Source organism: Desulfosarcina sp., assembly GCF_055467485.1.
In genome coordinates, this window is the sequence record NZ_JBUOIV010000043.1 from 1 (window position 1) to 17,362 (window position 17,362).

Consider the following 17,362-nt stretch of genomic DNA (forward strand, 5'->3'; position numbering starts at 1 on the left):
TCATATAGTGGTTTAGTGTGGTAGGGTAGGTGGATGGATTTTATGATCAGCACCATGAAAATTTGAGCTAAATCGGAATTGACACCAAAATTATCAGATTTATGTTCGTCCATCAAAAAAATGCTTGACACCAAAAAGGAGAGTGTGTATTTACCCCTTTCCTTTTGGATACAGACCGTTAAAACTCAGTATTTAGCTGTATTTACAGGAACAATGAAAACTCTGGCGTTCTCTTGGGGACGCCACTTAAAATATATGTAATCTCCTATTTACTGCCGTTTGAGCGGTTCTCACCGCACGAGCGGCTTTTTTGTTTTCTGTCAGGTGGCGCCTGCATCCGAATCAAGGCGACACCCCGACAGGCGCCTGCTGATATGACGGCCCGGCCACGTTGACAATGGTGTGGGGTTTATATAAAACAAAGAGCCCCTTTATTTGTCGGGCCAGACACAAGGAATGGCATTCATGCTGGGCAAGAAAAAGTCATCTGCGGAAAACATACTGATATTGGGCCTCGGTGGCGTGGGCACCTACCTGGCCAAACGGTTGGTCCATGAAGGCTATGCCGTTACCGCCATCGAACCGGACGGCCGGTTGATCCGCCATACTGACGGGCAGCTGGACGCCCGGCTTATTCAGGGCTCGGCCATGAGCATCGCCTGCTGGCGTGAAGCCAATGCCCAGAACACAGACGTGCTGATTGCCGTGACCGACAACGACGCGGTCAACATGCTGTCGGCAATGATAGCCGACCGGTTTGGCATTCCGCTGAAGATTGCCCGCGTCCGTTCCATGGATTTCGATAACAAGGATTCGGTACTCAGCGCCGATGACCTGAAGATCGACCTGATCATTCACCCGGAGGAGTTGGCTGCCCAGGAAATTGTCCGGCTGGTCAAGCGGACGGCCGGCAATGAGATCATCGATATCGCCGACGGGCAGACCCAGGTCATGGCTACCCGTGTGCACGAGGGGTCGCCCCTGGCCCACCAGAAATTGAAGACCCTCTCCATGACCCACAACACCTTTCCGTTCAGGGTCGTGGCCATCGCCAGGGGGATTACCACCATCCTGCCCGGCGGCGATCATGAAATCCTTCCCCAGGACCAGGTGCTGATCATGGCCTCGAAGCAGGATCTACCCAAACTGATGGCCCTGACCGGGGTCGAACAGCAGCGGCGGCACCGGGTGATGATCCTGGGCGGAGGGCTGGTGGGCTGCCGTGTGGCCGAACTGATGGGCAAGGACGTTCGGGTGAAAATCGTCGAAAAGGACGAAACCGTGGCCGCCGATCTGTGCCATCTGCTGACCGACGTCGAGGTGCTTCACGGGGACGGCTCCGATGCCGACGCCCTCGAGCAGGCCGGCCTGACAGACATGGACACCTTTATCACGGCGACAGGCGAGAATGAAACCAACATCATGAGCTGCATGCTGGCCAAACACCTGATGAACACGAGCAATGGCGGCGCTCGCAGCAAGGATCGCAAAACGATATCGCTGGTGAATAAAGAGGAGTATTTAGTGCTGGCCGCCACCAGCGGTTCGGACATCGCCCTGAACAAGAAGGTGCTGGCGGCCAACGAAATCCTGAAGTTCATCCGACGCGGGGAATTGCTGTCGGTCGCCCACCTTCACGGTTTTGACGCTGAAGTGGTGGAGATATTAGCGGCGCCGGATTCTCCCATCACGCGAATTCCGCTTTCCAAAATCGATCCGGATTTTCGCGGGAAAATCCTGATCGGCGGCGTCTACCGCGATGACCAATGGAAAATCGCCGTTGGTGATACCCGCATCCTTCCCAATGAACGCGTGATCGTTATCTGCAAATCGCTGCATCTTAAGGATGTGCACAAGCTTTTTCTGGGTTGATCCTAAAAATAGGAGATCGGTTCAAGGTCAAGGCGGATACTGGTTTCAACCCGCAGGCATACTGCAGTATGTCGAGGACTTGAAACCAGTATCCAACGCAGAGATTGAGCCGATAGTCATTTTTAGGTTATCTTTTCCAGAAGGACGGGTAAAAGATCACCAGCGCGGAGAACATCTCCAAGCGACCGACCAGCATGTTCCAGGAAAGAAACCACTTGCCCGTATCGGAAATAAATGCATAATTTTCCGACGGCCCCACCGCACCAAAACCCGGCCCGATGTTCATGAGGGCGGCGATGACCGAACTCATGGCGGTCGTGTAATCCATATCGTCGGTGAGCACCATCACACACCCACCTCCCAACACCATAAAAATATTAACGATGAAATAACAGATGGACAGGTGAATGATGGCGTCATCAACCGGGCGCTGGTTCAGGCGCACCGAGATGACGGACATGGGCTGGAAGAATATTTTTTTGATGGCGGCCGACATGAATTTGCACAGGACCACATAGTGGACGATCTTGATCCCACTGGTGGTCGATCCCGCGCAGGCGCCGATAAAGCACACGGCATACAAGAACATCTGGGAGGCATGGGGCCAGCCTTCATAATCGGCAGTGGTAAAGCCGGTGGTGGTCAACAGGCTGGTCACCTGAAAGGTCCCGTAGCGGATCGCATCCATCAGGCCGTAGGTGTTCTCCTTCCACAGTATCCAGGAGACCATGCCGCAGAAAAAGAGCATGAGCCCCAGGTACCAGCGAAACTCCGTGTTAATGCCCAGCGCCCGCCAATCCCCCCGGACGATCTGGTAGAAAAGCACAAACGTCATACCGCCAAGAAACATGAACAGGATGATAATCCAGTCAAAATAGGCACTGTTGTAATGCCCGATGCTGGCGTTCCATGGTGAGTAGCCGGAGGTGGATACGGTGCCGAAAGCGTGGCACAGTGAGTCGAACAGGGACATCCCACCGAAACAGAGCAAAAGGGTCTGGGCCAGGTTCAATACCATGTAGATGATCCATAGGCGGACCATGGTATCCCGGTTTCGGGCATGGAATTTTTCTTTGGTAAGAACCTGGCCCGGCGATGACTCCGCCCGGAAGATGCGCAGCCCGCCCATGCCGTGGGGCAGGAAGATGACCGTGAGGGTCAAAAACCCCATACCCCCCAACAGGTGTGTCTCGCTGCGCCAGAACAACAGCCCGTGGGGCACCACCTCGATGTCCGTCAGGATGGTGGCGCCGGTAGTTGTGTAACCGGACATCATTTCGAAAAAGGCATCGGTGAAGGACGGGATGGACCCGTGAATCATGAAGGGAATGGCACTCAGCGCTGAAACGACGACCCAGCCGAAAGCGGCGATGAATATGCCGTCTTTGATACTCAAGTCCAGGTGCTTCCTGAAAAGCCACCATAACGGCAAGCCCAATAAGAGGGTCAATGCGGCGGAAACAAGCAGCGCCAAAAAATCCCCTTCAGCATATATCAGTGAACAGACCAGGGGCAACAGCATGGAGATGCCCGTGACTATGAACAGGGTGCCGAAAACATGAAGAATGGAAAACAGGTGCATGGGTTTTTGGAGATTTATCGTTAGGGTCGAAAGAAAATTGAGTTTAGCGGCAATTCATATCCCAGGTCCCTTGAAAAAGCAAAAGGTCTGTTCCCTTGCGGCGATTGTTTCGTTGACACATTCGTCCCGGTGCCGCTATTGTCCAGTGCGATGATCCTACTCGATACATCTGAGCATATTAAGGATGCGGTCAAATGAAAGCGGAAATTCTGGCAACGGGAGACGAGATCCGGTCCGGCGCCCTGGTTGACTCCAACTCGGCCTATATTTCGGCAAAGCTGGAAGAAAACGGCATCCAAGTGATGCGCCACACCTGCGTGGGGGACGATCTGGTCCTGTTGGTCGCCACCCTTCGTGAGATCGGCGATCGTGTGGATCTGGCGGTGGTCACCGGCGGACTGGGGCCCACCACCGATGATCTCACTGCCGAAGCGGCAGCCGGAGCGGCCGGTGTTAGGCTGACGTTGAATCAGTCAGCCCTGGAGAATGTCGAGAGCTTTTTCAAGAAGTTCAACCGTCCCATGACCGAATCCAACCGCAAGCAGGCGCTGCTTCCCGAAGGCAGTCAACTGTTGTACAACCCGGTGGGCACTGCCCCCGGGTTTTCCCTGGCTGTTGGGCGCTGTCGGTTTTTCTTTCTCCCGGGGGTGCCCTATGAGATGAGACGCATGCTGGACGAGCACGTGATTCCTGGCATGCTTTCCCTGCAGGGCGATGCGGCCATGCACAGCCGGGTGAAGACCATTACCACCTTCGGGCTGCCTGAATCGCTGGCCGGTGAAAAAGTGGCCGGTGTGGAAGCCGCCTTCCCGGGTATCAAGCTGGGCCTTCGTGCCAATTTTCCTCAGATTCAGGTCAAGCTTTACGGGCGTGACACGGATCCGGCCAAGCTGGATCAACGCATGGCCGGGGCGGGGCAGTGGGCCCTGGAACGGTTGGGACGCAACGTGATATCCGAAAACGGCGAGCGGATGGAAGCGGTGGTGGGAAGACTGCTGTTGGAACGATCGGCATCCATCGGGCTGGCGGAAAGCTGCACCGGCGGGCTGCTTGCCAACTGGCTGACCAATGTAGCCGGCAGTTCGGCCTATTTTTTCTTTGCCGGCGTCACCTATTCAAACCAGGCCAAGATCGACGTGTTGGGTGTCAGGCCCGAAACCTTGGAAAAACACGGCGCGGTTCACGAAGAGACGGCCCGGGAGATGGCCGAAGGGGTGCGGCGGGTTGCCGGCACCACCTACGGGCTCTCCACCAGCGGCATTGCCGGCCCGGACGGCGGGACCGAAGACAAACCGGTGGGAACCGTGTGCGTCGGGTACGCCGGACCGGACCGCTCCTTCGGCCGTCGGCTTTATTTCCCATTCGGAAAGCGCCTGATGAACAAGCAGATCTTTTCCATGGCGGCCCTGGATATCCTGCGCAGGAATTTGTTGGGGACAGACAAATCGGTGGGCCGCGGAAAAGCTGAAGGCTCAACGTGCAAAGGCGAACCCGGAACTTAATAGCTGATAAGCTGATCAGTCAAAAAGTTGAAGGCTGAAGGCTCAAAGCTGAACACAGAACCCAGAACCCCCAAGAGGTTGGTCGATGATTCTACCGGTTATACTTGCAGGCGGCAGCGGTACCCGACTCTGGCCGCTTTCCCGAGCCCTTTATCCCAAGCAGCTCATCAGCCTGGTTGACCAGCGCACCATGCTTCAAAATACGGTCCTTCGGCTGGACGGCCTGGACGGTGCAGGAACACCGGTCGTGATATGCAACGACGAATACCGCTTCATGGTGGCCGAACAGCTTCGCCAGATCGACATCAAGGCCAGTTCAATTATCCTGGAACCGGTGGGCAGGAATACCGCACCCGCCCTGGCCGTGGCGGCCATACGGGCAATAAAGGCGGGAGAGGATCCCGTGCTGTTGATCCTGCCGGCCGATCACCACATTCAGCTATCCGCAAAATTCCGGGGAGTGATCGAGTCGGGGCATGCCTACGCCCAGGCGGGCCGAATGATTACCTTCGGAATCGTTCCGGACAAACCGGAAACCGGATACGGCTACATTAAAATGGGCGACCCGTTGCCGCCGGCCGGTGGAGATGCTGCGGCGGTGAGCATTGCGGCCTTCGTGGAAAAACCCGACCTGGCAACCGCCCGGCGATACGTGGCCTCGAAAGCTTATTGCTGGAACAGCGGTATGTTCATGTTCAAGGCCTCGCAGGTGCTGAAGGAACTGGATAGCTTTGTCCCCGACATTGTCGCTGCCTGTCGGAAAGCCATAGAAAAGGGCCAGTCCGACCTGGATTTTTTCCGCCTTGACAAAGCCGCCTTTGCGGCCTGCCCCAGTGACTCCATCGACTATGCCGTGATGGAAAAAACAGACAGCGGGGCCATGCTGCCCCTGGAGGCAGGATGGAACGATCTGGGATCGTGGGAAGCCCTTTGGCAGGTTGGCGAGAAAGACGATTTGCACAATGTGGTCAAGGGAGATGTGGTGCTCCACGACGTTGAGGATTCCTACCTGCACGCCGACCACCGCCTGATCGCAGCGGTGGGATTGAAGGATCACATCGTCGTGGAGACCTCGGATGCGGTGATGATTTCCCCCCGGGACCGGGTCCAGGACGTCAAAGGGCTGGTGGACCGGCTCAAGTCCCAGAATCGTGAAGAGACACGGACGCACAAGCGGGTTTACCGGCCGTGGGGTACGGTGGATCAATTGGTGGCCGGCAACCGATTCCAGGTGAACCGGATCACGGTCAAGCCAGGCGGGGTGTTGTCGCTTCAAAAGCATTTCAACCGGTCCGAGCACTGGATCGTTGTCCGCGGGTCTGCACTGGTCACCAAGGCGGACGAGCAACTCGTACTCAAAGAGGACAGTTCGACCTACATTTCCGCCGGTATCGCCCATCGACTTGAAAATCCGGGGAAAATTCCCCTGGAACTGATCGAGGTTCAGACCGGCGGATATATCGGAGAGGATGATATCACCCGGCTCGAGGATATTTACGGCCGGCACCGCGAGGGGTGAACCGCTCAGGCCATTTCCATCTTCAATACGATGCGCCGCAAGGCCTTGGCAAAGGCGCCGTCCGGCGCTTTGGCCACGCTGGGCACCAGGTCCTTGGCGCTTTTTTGGATCTGCCGGTCAAATGCCACGCAGCCGAAGTGGTTCAGTTGGACGGAGAGCATCTTTTCGGAGACTTTTTTCAGGCGGGACACCAGTTCGTCCACCTGTTCCCGCGCATCGGACATAGTGACCACGGTGCCCGGTCTGAAGCGGTCCAGCAGTTCGGTTATCAGTCGTTGATGGGTGGGCTTTGAATGCGCCATCTGTTCAACCAGATCGCTCATGTGGCGGCCGTTGGTCGAGGTGTTGGAGTAGATGAACGCGTTGATCAGCCGCGCCACCTCAAAATCCTTATATTTGCGGTAATCGGATTCGGGGCCGAAGAGGCGGGAAAGCTTCCTGTGAAGGGACATCTTTATGAACCCGTAGGCATCCAGATACGAAGCGGGTTCGCAGGTGGTCAGCACGAACCCCTGGTCGGCCGCCAGGTAAAAATCGAGGATGTTGTAGGTGGTGTCTCCACCCAGATCCAGGATCACATAATCCGCATCGATGGTTTTCAGGGCCCGCAGCAGCTTCAGCTTACGTGAAAAATGAAGGTTGGCGGACCCCAACTTCCCCCCTCCGCCGCCGATGAGCGTGGGCCCGTATTTGGTCGGCGTCATGATGTCGCTGATGGTGGGCACTTTCAGCGTGAGGAAATCGTCGATACGTCGGGTCAGGCTCCAGATACCCATGTAAAGGTGCAGATTGGCTCCCCCCAGGTCCAGGTCCACCACCACCGTTCGTTTTCCCATCTGGGAGAGAAAAACGCCGAGATTGGCCACGAACAGGCTCTTTCCGATACCGCCCTTGGCGCCGCCAATGGCGATCATCTTGCCGGGGCCGGCAGTGTCTTTTTTCTTCGGAGTGTTTTTTGGGAACATGCCTTCGCCTGTCAATATTCAACATTCATGCTTTGTGGTGGCCACCGATCATGCCTTGGACCCGGCTGAAGGAGCGGTTTCAAACCGCCATATACCGTCTCCCACCGCGCATACCGCTCATCGCCTGTGGAAGCTGTTTTCCGTAAAGCCCGAAAGCCAGTCGTCACCTGTCCAATGGCGGGCCTTTCAATCGCATGGTAGGCCGCATGATTTGAGGTATCGGACAATTGGCGTGAAACTTTAAGGAAAGTCGGTACGAATCGAAAAGCTGGTGCGGGATGGGATTATCGGCTGTGAACCAGCAGGGTGACCGGTCCATCGTTGACAATGTCGACCTGCATCATCGAACCGAATCGGCCAGTCCGGACATCGATACCCAGTTGATTGACCTTTTCGATGAAATGCAGGTAGAGCCGTTCGGCCAGATCCGGGGCGGCGGCCTGGATGAATGAGGGCCGTCTGCCCTTGCGGCAGTCCCCCAGCAGGGTAAACTGCGAGACCACAAGCATCTGGCCCCCCATCTCGATCAATGAGCGGTTCATTTTGCCTTGTTGGTCTTCGAAGATACGCAGGTTGGCCACTTTGGCGGCCAGGTATTCGGCATCGGTTTCGCCGTCACCATCGGCCACCCCCAGGAGTACATTGACACCGGAACCGATGGTGCCCACCACTGCTCCGTCAATGGTGACGCTGCTGCTTAGGACTCGCTGAACCACGGCGATCACAGGGAACCCTTTCTACCGGCCGGACGTTTTGCGGAACGCGTCGGCAAAGGGGTTGTTGAAGGGCGCGGGCGATGCCGGTTTGGGAGCGGTTTTCGGTTTGGGCCGGTTGCCGGCCGGCCTTGATTGTCGTGGACGATCCTCACGCTGCTTCGGTGCCGGTCGTTTTCCCGGCTCACTTTTCATGGACAGCGAGATGCGCTGGCGGGAAAGGTCCACCGCCATCACCGTGACAGTGACTTTTTGCTGAACGCTGACCACATCTGACGGGGCTTTGACGAATCGGTCGCACAACTCGCTGATATGGACCAACCCGTCCTGGTGAACGCCGATGTCTACGAATGCGCCGAAATTGGTGACGTTGGTGACGATCCCGGGGAGCTTCATGCCCGGTTCAAGGTCTTGGATGGAAGAGACGTTGGCATCGAAAGAGAAATGCTCGAAGGGCTCCCGGGGATCCCTGCCGGGCTTGGCCAGTTCGTCCAGGATGTCGGTAAGGGTCGGCAGTCCGATGGCCTCGGTGACATAGCGGTTCAGATCGATTTTTTTGCGCAGGCCGGCATCGTTCATCAGGTCGGCCACGCTGCAGTTCAGGTCTCCGGCCATGGCCTGGACCACCGGGTAGCTTTCCGGGTGGACCGCACTGGCATCCAGTGGGTTTTTGCCGCCTTTGACCCGTAAAAAACCGGCGCACTGTTCGAATGCTTTGGGTCCCAGCCGTTTGACCGCTTTCAGGTCTTCGCGGCCGCTAAAGGCGCCGTGTTCGTCCCGGTGGTTGACAATGTTTCTGGCCAACTGCGGCCCTAGTCCGGATACATAGGTCAGCAGCTGGACGCTGGCCTGGTTCACTTCGACCCCCACACCATTGACACAGCTGGCCACCACGTCGTCCAGGGACCCTTTCAGGGCAAACGGGTCCACGTCATGCTGGTACTGGCCCACGCCGATGGACTTGGGGTCGATCTTGACCAATTCCGACAAGGGATCAATCAGCCGGCGGCCGATGGAGACGGCGCCGCGCACGGTAAGGTCGTGATCGGGAAATTCCTGGCGGGCGATTTCCGATGCCGAATACACCGATGCGCCGCTTTCGTTGACCATGATCACCGGCAGCGATTTGGCGTCGACGGTTGCTTCCACGAAGGCCTGGGTCTCCCGGCCGGCGGTGCCGTTGCCAACAGCCACCGCTTCGATCTCAAATTGACGGCACAGGCCTAAGAGGGTTTGTGCGGCGACCGCTGCCTGTCGCTCCGAGGTGTGGGGGTAAAGGGTATCGTTGTGCAGCAGCTTTCCCTGGCGGTCCAGGCACACAACCTTGCAGCCGGTGCGAAAACCCGGGTCGATGCCCATCACCCGTTTGGCCCCCAAGGGGGAGGCCAGCAACAGTTGGCGAAGATTGTCGGAAAAAACCCGGATGGCTTCTGCATCGGCCCGTTCTTTGATGGCCACCCGAACCTCGGTTTCCATGGAGCGGGACAACAGGCGCTTATAGGCATCATGGGCTGCGGTTCGCACCTGCTCGGCATCGGGGCCGTCGCCCGTTACGAAAAGGTCCTCCAGTATGGCGATGGCCAGTTCCGGCGGCGGGGCGATGGACAGGCCCAGCATGTCCTCCTTCTCTCCACGGCGCATGGCCAGGATCCGGTGGGATGGCGCGGTTGCCACGGGTTCTTCCCACTCGAAGTAGTCTTTGTACTTGGCCCCTTCGCTTTCTTTGCCGGCGACTACGCGGCTGGTGATGGTCGCTTTTTCAAAAAACAGGTCGCGAACCCGCGACCGGGCCCGTTGGTCTTCGTTGATCGTTTCGGCAATGATGTCCCTTGCGCCGGACAGGGCCGCTTCAACGGAATCGACGTCCTTTTCAGGGTCCACGTAGCCGTCGGCCAGGGCGATCGGGTCCGCACCCGTCTGGTTCAGGATGGCCAGGGCCAAGGCCTCCAATCCCTTTTCGCGGGCAATCGTGGCCTTGGTTCGTCGCTTGGGCCGAAAGGGCAGGTAAATGTCCTCCAGGTCACTTATCGTCTTCGCGGCCTGCACCTGGGCCTTGATATCCTCTGTCAGATGGCCGTGCTGCTCCAGAGACTTCAGGATGGCCTCCCGCCGGCTGTCCAACTCCTGCAGCTGGGTCAGCCGGTCCCGGATGGTGGAAACCGCTACCTCGTCAAGACTGCCGGTTGCCTCTTTGCGGTAGCGGGCAATAAAGGGCACCGTGGCCCCGTCTTCCAGCAGCTGAGCAACGGATTTGATCTGGGCCTCGTCCAGATGCATTTCTGCGCTGATGAGGCCGATATGGGTGATGTTGGTTGGGTTCATTGAATTCGTCGGGTTTATTGGGTTGAAAGTAACGCACGGCAAAAATATGGATCGTTCATGGACGAAGGACTCATCCGGCCACCGTCTTCTGAACTCAGTTTTCCGTCTGCTCGACAGGTGCCTGGCGGTGCCGGCAGTCGCGCTCGGGGCAGACGTGCGAAGTGCCGTCCCGTTTGGTTGTTTTTTCTACCATGTAGGCGTTGCCGCATGCGGGGCAGGGGATTGCCACCGGCTTATCCCAGCTGGCAAAACTGCATTTCGGATACCTGTTGCAGCCGTAGAAGATCTTACCCCGTTTGGAGGATTTTTCCACGATCTCGCCGTCACAGTCCTTTTCGGGGCAGGCGACACCGGTGGGCTTGGCATTGGGACCGCCGTTGAGAGACTGGGTATGTTTGCATTCCGGGTAGCCGGTACATGCCAGAAAATCCCCGTATCTGCCACGTTTGACCACCATGGGCTTGCCGCACAGCTCGCAGACTTTATCGGTCGCTTCGCTTTGTTGAACCGGTGCAACCGGGGCGATGATCCCCTTTTCATTCCGCTCGTAATCGCTGGAATAGGTGCATTCCGGGTAGCCGGAACAGGCCAGGAAATGACCGTTTTTACCCATCTTGATGCGCAGGGCGTTTTTCTGGCACAGCGGGCAGGTCAGGCCTGTGGGCATACCCACGCCCTTGACGCTGAGCATGCTTTCTCCGGCTTCTGCCAGCTTGCGACTGAAGGGGCCGTAAAACTGGTTGAGGATGGTCAGTGCCTCTACTTCGGATTGCTCCACACGGTCCAGATCGGTCTCCAGGCGCGCGGTGAATTCCACATCAAGGATTTCCGGAAAACTGGCAATCAGCAGGTCGTTGACGATAAAGCCCAATTCCGTGGGCTTGAAATACCTGTTGACCAGTTCCACATATCCCTTGCCCCGAATGGTAGAGAGAATCGCCGCGTAGGTGCTTGGCCGGCCGATGCCGTTTTCCTCCAGTTCCTTGACCAGGGATGCTTCTGAAAACCGTGGGGGGGGCTGGGTAAAATGCTGCTTGGGATCGATTCCCAGAAGCTCCAGAAGCGACTTTTCCGCCAGTTCCGGCAGCGGCTGGCTTTTCTTGTTGCTTTCCGCTTCGTCGTCGGTGCTCTGATACACGGCGAGAAAGCCGGGAAATCGTATCGAAGAGCCGCTGGCAGTGAACGTATAGTCGCCGGCGGCGATGGAGAGGGTTTTCTGGTCGATGAGCGCCTGGGCCATCTGGGATGCTACGAAACGCTGCCAGATCAGGGTGTACAAGGCCAGCTGATCCTTGGACAGATAGCGTTTGACCTGGTCCGGCGTGTGATGGACCGAGGTCGGGCGGATGGCCTCATGGGCGTCCTGCGCCTTGTTCTTGTTCTTGAAAAAGCGCGGTCGGTCGATGGCGTATTCCTTGCCGAACCGCTGGTTGATCAAGGCCAACGCTTCCTGTGCCGCTTCGTCGGCAATGCGGGTGGAGTCGGTGCGCATATAGGTGATCAACCCCACGGGTTCACCCGGCCCCAGGTCGATGCCTTCATAGAGCTGCTGAGCGACCATCATGGTTTTTTTGGCGGAAAAGCGCAGCTTTTGAATCGACTCCTGCTGCAGCTTGCTGGTGATGAAGGGCGGCAAAGGGTTGCGCCGGGTGGTCCGTTTGACGACCTTGTCGACGACAAATCGAGCAGTTTCCAGATCCTTCAAGATGGCCGCCGCTGCGGCTTCATCAGGGATTTCGATTTTTTCCCCATTTTTGCGCACCAGCTTGGCTGCGAATGCCGGCGGTGCCGTTCCTTTGAGATTGGCGGTGATGGACCAGTACTCCACGGGTGTGAACGCCTGAATGGCCCGTTCCCGGTCGCAGATAATGCGCACGGCCACGGACTGCACCCGGCCGGCACTGAGGCCGCCTTTCACCTTTCGCCACAGCAGAGGCGAGATCTGGTAGCCCACCAGTCGGTCCAGGATGCGGCGGGTCTGCTGGGCTTCATATTTGTCCCGGTCCATATCCTGGGCCTTGGCCATGGCCTCGAGAATCGCCTTTTTGGTCAGTTCGTGAAACAGCACCCGGTGGAAATGGCGGCCTTTTTTCTTGAGCACTTCGGAGGTGTGCCAGGCGATGGCCTCCCCCTCGCGGTCCGGGTCAGGGGCGAGATAGATGTCCGTCGCATCACCGGCGGCCGACTTCAGCTGGCTCAACACTTTGGTTTTGCCGGGAATCGTCTTGTATTGCGGAGCGAAGTCGTTCTCGATGTCGATGCCCAGGTCTTTGCTGGGCAGGTCCTTGATGTGTCCCACGGTAGCGGCAACGTTGTAGTCGTTGCCGAGATATTTTTTGATGGTTCTGACCTTTGTGGGTGATTCTACGACCACCAGGGGTTTACTCACTGGATACCTCTTGGTTTGCGTTGCGTTGTTTCAGTTGTTGTCGATCGATGCCGGGCGAAAGGCAAAACCGTTTACCCGGTGATTGGATGACCAGCCCTTTGAGTTCCAGCTGAAGCAGCAGCCCGGACAGCCGGGCCGACGAAAGCGTCAGGCGCCTGGCCAGGTCATCGATGTGGACGGCATCGGCTTCAAGACTATCGATAACCATGGCTTCGTCGTCCGTCAATGCCGGCGGTGCCGGTGCCGGGGGCTTTGTCACCGGCAGCTCGCGGGTTTGAAGGTGGTGAAATTCATCCAGGACATCCCCGGCATGCACCACCAGCTTGGCACCCGCTTTGATCAGGGTGTGGGTCCCGACGCTTTTAAACGAGTGAATGTTCCCCGGCACGGCAAACACCTCCCGGTTCTGTTCGGCGGCCAGACGGGCGGTGATCAACGAGCCGCTCCGGCCGGTGGCCTCGACCACCACCGTGCCGTGACACATGCCGCTGATGATGCGGTTGCGCGCGGGAAAATGATGCGCGTCGGGGCCGGTATCGAGGGGAAATTCGGTGACCACCGCGCCATTTTCGGCGATCTGGTGGAACAACCGCGTATTTTCCCTTGGATAAATCTGATCCAGACCCGTGCCTAAAACGGAGACCGTACACCCGCCGGCAGCGATGGCCCCCTTATGGGCTGCGGTGTCCACCCCCCTGGCCATGCCGCTGACGATATTCACCTGCTGCCTGACCAGATCCATGCAAAGCTGGCGCGTGGTGGAGATGCCGTAATCGGTGGCGTTGCGGGACCCCACGACGGCGATGTTCAACCCCATGGCCGGCAGCGTCCCGTAAACGTATAAAAAAGGCGGCGGGTCAGGAATCTGGCGCAGGAGCGAGGGGAAGGCAGGATCTGTCTGGGTGACGATGGTGTAGCCTTTTTGCCGGACTGCTTCCAGTTCCCGGTCAACGGCATCCGGTACCCGGTGGCGTCGTATGGTTGCGGCCAAACGGGCGGTGACCCCTGGGATCGCCTGCAATGCAGGGTCGTCCGCGCACAGAACGGCTTCGGGGGACCCAAAGTGCTCCACCAGCCGTCGAAACAACAGGTTGCCGACCCCTGGCACGCTTTTCAGGGCGAACCAGGGCCGTAATGAAACCATCTATTTTCTCCGGGTCTGCCATGCCAGCAGGATGGGACTGGCCACGAAGATAGACGAATAGGTGCCGACCAGGATTCCGACCAGCAGGGCGAATGAAAAATCGTGGATGATTCCGCCACCGAGGACGAACAGGGCAACCACGACGATCATCGTCGTTCCCGAAGTGAGGATGGTGCGGCTCAGGGTCTCGTTGATGCTCTTGTTCAAAATAGTGCTCAGGGGGTCCTTGTGATACTTGCGCAGGTTTTCCCGGATGCGGTCAAAAACGATGATGGTGTCATTGAGTGAATAGCCGATGATGGTGAGCAGCGCGGCGACGATGGGCAGGGTGAATTCCTTGTCGAACAGGGAGAACATGCCCACGGTAATGGTCACGTCATGGATCAGGGCCACAATGGCCCCCATGGCATATTTGAATTCAAAAAACCAGAAGATGACCAGAGAGACGATCAGGGCGGCCAGCATGAGAAAGGGAACGGAGACATGGAACAGGGAGAGCAGGTAGACCGCCCCCATGATGGCGGCCGCGACAATGCCGCTTATCGCCCATTTCAGTTCGAAACGACCGGAAATGTATACGGTTATCAGGAGCAGGGCGTAAAACATGGCGAACAGGGCCTTTTCGCGCAGGTCCTGACCTACCTGGGGGCCGACCATCTCGACGCGGCGGATCTCCACCGGCACATGGGTTGCCTCCTTGAGGTTTTTTTCGATCTTTTCCGACAGCCCTTCCATGGCCGGGTTGGTGGCATCGGTACGGATGAGGTACTCATGGTCGTGCGCCTGGCCGAATTGCTGCACCGCGGAAGCGGCCAGGTCCAAGGCTGCCAGTCCGGATTTAATTTGGTCGATCGTGACGGGTGCTTCGAATTTGACCTGGACCAGGGTGCCGCCGGCAAAGTCGATCCCGTAGCGGGGTCCTCTGTTCACGACTAGTGAGCCGATGCTGATCAGAATCATCACCACCGAAAGAACGAAGGCGATCTTGCGCTTCCCAATGAAATCGATATTTATACCCGGTTTGATAAACTGCATGAATCAAGTCCTTGATTGTGGTTTTCCATTGCCGGCCAAGGTGCAAATGCCTGCTCGGACCGGGGCCGTCTGGCTCAGATGCTGATGGTTCGAACCTTGCGAGTGATCAGAAAATAATCGAATATGGCCCGCGTCAGCACCAACGCGGTGAACAGGCTGGCCACCACCCCGAGACTCAAGGTGACGGCAAAACCCTTTACCGGGCCGGTGCCGAATTGAAACAGCACCAGGGCGGCGATCAGGGTGGTGACGTTGGCATCCATAATGGTCAGGGTTGCCCGGTCGTAGCCGGCGTCCACGGCGGCCCTGGGTGTTTTGCCCAGAGTCATCTCTTCCCGGATCCGTTCGAATATCAATACGTTGGCATCCACGGCCATGCCGATCGTCAGGATGATACCGGCGATACCGGGCAGGGTGAGCGTGGCGCCAAATCCAGCCAACCCGCCGGCGATGAGCAGGATGTTGAGCACCAGGGCAAAATCGGCCACAATTCCCGAACCTTTGTAGTAGACGACCATGAACAGGATCACCAGGATGCCACCCACGCACATGGAAAGCAGGCCCATCTGAATGGAGTCGGTACCCAGGGAGGGGCCGACCGTGCGCTCTTCCAGAATCTGAACGGGTGCCGGCAGCGCACCGGCACGAAGCACGATGGCCAGGTCCCGGGCTTCTTCGGTGGTGAAATTTCCCGTAATCCGGGCCTCTCCGCCGGCAATTTTGTCCTGGATGACCGGTGCGGAGTAGACGTTGCTGTCCAGCACGATGGCCAGGCGTTTTTTCACGTTCTCCCCGGTAATGCGCTCGAAGATCCGGGCGCCTTTCTTGTCGAAAGTGATCGAGACATACGGCTCATTGTACTGACTGTCGATCTGCACCCGGGCATCGGTCAGATATGCGCCGGTCAGGGATGTGCGCTTCTTGATCAGATAGGGAATCTTCTGAACGCGGCGGGTGGCCGGGTCCTCTTTGGTCTCGTAGAGAATCTCGCTGCCGGCGGGAACGTTTCCGCTCAGGGCGGCGTTCACGTCGTGATCCTCGTCCAGCAGTTTGAACTCCAGCAGGGCGGTCTTGCCGATCAGTTCCTTGGCGCGCTGGGTGTCTTTGATGCCCGGCAGCTGGATCAGAATGCGTCGCTCTCCCTGAATGCGGATGTCCGGTTCGCTGACCCCGAACTGGTCAATGCGGTTGCGGATGGTCTCCAGGGCCTGATCCACCGCCAGCTTGCGGATATGGTCGGCCTCCCTGTCGGGAAGGTCCAGGACGATTTTCAGCACACCGTCCTTGACGGTGCGGCCGGCAATCCGAAGATCTCCGAATTCTTCGTCCAGCAGTTCTTCGAAGCGCTTGACGTTGTCCTCCTCGGCGACCTTGACAGCCAACTTGACGGTTTCCACCCGCTCGATGCCCAAGGTGCGAATCCGTTCTTTTCTCAGCAGGTCCCGCATCTCCTGGCCCACCCGTTCGATGGTGTTTTCAACGGCCTTGTCCGCATCGACTTCCAGCACCAGGTGCATGCCGCCCTGAAGGTCCAGTCCCAGGTTGATTTTATTGTGGGGCCAGACGCCGGGTTGAAATGTTGGAATCACATACACTACGGCGGCAAGGATAACCGCCGCAATCACGATGAGTCTCCACGAAAGATTCTTCAACGCTTCGTTCCTTTCACGATATACACGCCAAAGCCCCAGCCGCCGTGTCACCCCTGGACCGACAGCAGGCGAAACTGCGGTCGAATCGGGTTAATGGTCCGGTGGCAATGGGGCTTTTTAGAGGAAACCGATTTAAAATCAGGCTTTGCTGTTGTCGGTTTTGTCTTTTTTTTCTTTTTTGGGCGCGGCCGGGGGCGGGGAGGTCTGCATCAGCGCGGACACGCTGCTCCGGTTGACTTTCACCCGAACTTTTTCAGCAATTTCAACTGTCAGCGCGCTTTCCGTGACGCCGGTGATCCGTCCGTGAAGGCCGCCGCTGGTGATAATCCGATCACCGGTTTTCAGGTTGTCAATCATCTGCCGGTGCTCTTTGGTCTTTTTCTGTTGGGGACGGATGAGCAGAAAATAAAAGATGACAAACATGAGAATCAGCGGAATGAACGACGCGAATCCTCCCGAACCACCCGGGGCTCCCGCCCCCCCCTGTCCCATTGCGTAAGCGATATTCATTGGTATCAAAACCTCCTGTCAGATATTTCAAGCGGGCGCCGGTGAATCTTGAAATCGCGTTCATCGGCGTCACACCTGTTTGCCAACCGTTAAAAGTGGCGCTGGTATACTGCAAATCACCCGCCCCGTCAAATGGTTCTTGCGGACAGCAATCCAC

At 57.6% G+C, this 17,362-nt stretch carries 12 protein-coding genes; 3 read left to right on the forward strand and 9 right to left on the reverse strand.

The genetic code is table 11. The features are described from left to right. Positions 1-465: 465 nt before the first annotated feature. A complete protein-coding gene (gene trkA, locus ACZCED_RS17690; RefSeq protein ID WP_464861331.1) occupies positions 466-1,872 on the forward strand; it encodes a Trk system potassium transporter TrkA in 1,407 nt (468 codons plus the stop codon). A gap of 127 nt (positions 1,873-1,999) precedes the next feature. On the opposite strand, the gene ACZCED_RS17695 is transcribed toward trkA, so the two are convergent. Beyond that, positions 2,000-3,454 (reverse strand): TrkH family potassium uptake protein, encoded by a 1,455-nt coding sequence (locus tag ACZCED_RS17695; RefSeq protein ID WP_462969583.1) that lies wholly within the window; start codon positions 3,452-3,454, stop codon positions 2,000-2,002. Positions 3,455-3,648: 194 nt separating this feature from the next. Between ACZCED_RS17695 and ACZCED_RS17700 the strand changes: the two genes are divergently transcribed. Further along, positions 3,649-4,956 carry a CinA family nicotinamide mononucleotide deamidase-related protein gene (locus ACZCED_RS17700; RefSeq protein ID WP_464861332.1) on the forward strand — a complete coding sequence of 436 codons (1,308 nt, stop codon included), beginning with the start codon at positions 3,649-3,651 and terminating at the stop codon, positions 4,954-4,956. Positions 4,957-5,041: 85 nt separating this feature from the next. Further along, a complete protein-coding gene (locus tag ACZCED_RS17705; protein WP_462969585.1) occupies positions 5,042-6,475 on the forward strand; it encodes a mannose-1-phosphate guanylyltransferase/mannose-6-phosphate isomerase in 1,434 nt (477 codons plus the stop codon). Between the two features lie 5 nt (positions 6,476-6,480). Here the strand turns inward: ACZCED_RS17705 and ACZCED_RS17710 are convergent, their stop codons facing one another. The 8 genes from ACZCED_RS17710 to yajC all read right to left on the reverse strand — a co-directional run bounded on the left by ACZCED_RS17710 (position 6,481) and on the right by yajC (position 17,205). Further along, the gene (locus tag ACZCED_RS17710) at positions 6,481-7,440 is read right to left on the reverse strand and encodes a P-loop NTPase (RefSeq protein ID WP_462969586.1); all 960 of its coding nucleotides are present in this window, start codon (positions 7,438-7,440) and stop codon (positions 6,481-6,483) included. A gap of 284 nt (positions 7,441-7,724) precedes the next feature. Continuing rightward, positions 7,725-8,156, reverse strand: a complete 432-nt coding sequence (gene dtd, locus ACZCED_RS17715) for a D-aminoacyl-tRNA deacylase (RefSeq protein ID WP_462969587.1) — start codon at positions 8,154-8,156, stop codon at positions 7,725-7,727. A 21-nt stretch (positions 8,157-8,177) separates the two neighbouring features. Next, positions 8,178-10,475, reverse strand: a complete 2,298-nt coding sequence (locus ACZCED_RS17720; RefSeq protein ID WP_462969588.1) for a Tex family protein — start codon at positions 10,473-10,475, stop codon at positions 8,178-8,180. Between the two features lie 94 nt (positions 10,476-10,569). After that, entirely contained in the window at positions 10,570-12,864 is a 2,295-nt protein-coding gene (gene topA, locus ACZCED_RS17725; RefSeq protein ID WP_462969589.1) for a type I DNA topoisomerase, read from the reverse strand. Continuing rightward, positions 12,857-14,008, reverse strand: coding sequence for a DNA-processing protein DprA (gene dprA / locus ACZCED_RS17730; protein WP_462969590.1), 1,152 nt, complete (start codon positions 14,006-14,008; stop codon positions 12,857-12,859). The genes topA and dprA overlap by 8 nt, the downstream gene beginning before the upstream one ends. Beyond that, on the reverse strand, positions 14,009-15,043 hold the full coding sequence (gene secF / locus ACZCED_RS17735; protein WP_462969591.1) for a protein translocase subunit SecF: 1,035 nt from the start codon (positions 15,041-15,043) through the stop codon (positions 14,009-14,011). It lies immediately after the preceding gene. A 74-nt stretch (positions 15,044-15,117) separates the two neighbouring features. Beyond that, positions 15,118-16,668, reverse strand: a complete 1,551-nt coding sequence (gene secD / locus ACZCED_RS17740) for a protein translocase subunit SecD (RefSeq protein ID WP_462969592.1) — start codon at positions 16,666-16,668, stop codon at positions 15,118-15,120. Between the two features lie 165 nt (positions 16,669-16,833). Next, a complete protein-coding gene (gene yajC / locus ACZCED_RS17745) occupies positions 16,834-17,205 on the reverse strand; it encodes a preprotein translocase subunit YajC (RefSeq protein WP_464861333.1) in 372 nt (123 codons plus the stop codon). Between the last annotated feature and the right edge of the window lie 157 nt (positions 17,206-17,362).